Here is a 1,760-nt window from a genome sequence, read left to right on the forward strand (position 1 = left end):
CGGAGAATCTAATGACCCACGCCCCACTGAGCGAGCTGATGCGCCAGCACGAACTCGACTTCTTCGCCCCGGCCGACTGCGCGCCCGCTGCGCGTCCGCTGGGTCGGGCCCGACTGCTGATCCTCGCCTGTTCCTCGTCCAAGGCCGAGGGCGATGGCCTCGCAGCTCGGGACCGCTATACCGGCCCGCTGTGGCAGACCTTGAAGGCCGCGGACCCGGACGGGTCTCTGGCCCACGTCGCGTTCCTGTCCGCCCGTTACGGATTCGGCCACGCCCGGGATCCTCTGCCGCACTACAACACGGTTCTGACGGCGAAAACCGCAGACACCATGATCGAGCGCGGGCTGGGCGGCTTCTATCCGAACTATGACCTCTCGTTCCGCACCCAGGGCGCGCGCGATCGGCACCTCGCTAACCGCGAACGGCTGCGGACCGCAGGCGGCGTAATCGCGCGCCTCGTTCGCGAGGCCGGCTGCGCCTTTGAGGACGTCGCGATCTGCGGCGGAAAGGAATACGTCCGGGTTGCTGAGGCCTTTGTCTCTGAGATGACCGACCACAACTTCATCGCGGGCGGGGCGACTGTGACCATCATCAACGACCAGATCGGCTACATGCGCGCCAAGCTCCGGCGCTGGCTCTCCGAGCACTGAGGGTGGGGGACGTTCCCGGGCTTGGCGCCCGGCTGGCCTTCGGCCTCGCGGGCGCTTGCGCCTGGTCACCGCCGACACAGCGCTGGCGACGGCCTCGCTACGCGCGCCCCTCCCTATGGGTCGAGGCGACGGCCTGCCCGGCGCTGGGGCGCAGGGCCTGACGAAGGGCGGGGGAGATGCCGCGGGCCTGCCGGACCCGGGCAGCGGCCCGTAGGAGCGTGCTGGGAGACGGTCTGGTCCGTTCGGGGCGGTGCAGCGCCGAGAACGCTCGGGACCGCTGCTGACGGGGCTCAGGAGGCGGAATAGCGGACATTTGCTGTCGAGGTACACGAACCGGCCGGGGCGGGTCTCGGGCGCTCCCGTGATTTCCGGCCTGCGGGTTCCGCGATCAATCACGCCCAGGAGGGGCGGGGTCGCCGCACGCTCAACGGCTGCGCCGTCCTCCACTCCGTTTCGGCCCTTCGGGTGCGCGTCCGGCTCATACCCCGCCTGACGAGGGGCGTGATCGCGGGACACCCCGCGAGCCAGCCGGATCACCTGGCTGGGAGCTGGAGAACCAAGATGCCCCGACCCGATATGTCGATCATCGCACAACAGCTGCAGATGCAGCGCGCCTCCATCATCGCCGCCTTCAAGAGCCTGTCGGGCAGCGAGCGCATGGCGCAGGCCAGCAGCTACGCCGAGGCCGAGGCCGAGGGCCAGGCGATCTTCCACCCCTTCCACCTGTGCTTCGACGGCGCGCGGGGCCCGGTCCAATGACCGGCGCTTCGCTGCGTCCCGTCAAATGGCACTTCGACGATTCACCCGTTTGGGACGGCTTTGCTCACGGCACCGCCTGGAACGGTTGGGCTGACATCAGCATCACGCCGGAGGTCCAGGCCGCCGTCGCGCTCTGGCTCGATGATAACTCCGATAGCGTGGACGACTGGCGCGCCCTGCAACCGGGTCCGGACGGCCTGATCGACCTGTCCGGGGGACACACCCCCAACATCGATGAGGACGCCACCGCGTGCGCCGCCTTGGGGCGGGCTCTGGAACTGTTGACCGGCTTGGTCACCTCGCTCTCCGCCCGGTTCGTCGTGCGTCTGAAGGAGACGCTGACGACTGACC

At 69.1% G+C, this 1,760-nt stretch carries 3 protein-coding genes; all 3 read left to right on the plus strand.

The window, feature by feature from the left end:
* Positions 1-650 (plus strand): hypothetical protein (locus RDU12_RS15540; protein WP_308685559.1); only part of this gene is annotated, 650 nt, incomplete at its 5' end.
* A gap of 561 nt (positions 651-1,211) precedes the next feature.
* Positions 1,212-1,409, plus strand: coding sequence for a hypothetical protein (locus RDU12_RS15545; RefSeq protein ID WP_308685561.1), 198 nt, complete (start codon positions 1,212-1,214; stop codon positions 1,407-1,409).
* Positions 1,406-1,760: hypothetical protein (locus RDU12_RS15550; protein ID WP_308685563.1), on the plus strand; the 355-nt coding region annotated here is incomplete at its 3' end. The genes RDU12_RS15545 and RDU12_RS15550, both read left to right, overlap by 4 nt.

The sequence above is a fragment of the Brevundimonas sp. genome (genome assembly GCF_031082345.1).
Taxonomy (GTDB): Bacteria; Pseudomonadota; Alphaproteobacteria; order Caulobacterales; family Caulobacteraceae; genus Brevundimonas.

Excerpts from the sequence above, each read along its gene's own strand:
- RDU12_RS15545 (WP_308685561.1), top strand. The coding sequence starts at position 1,212 with ATGCCCCGACCCGATATGTCGATCATCGCACAACAGCTGCAGATGCAG.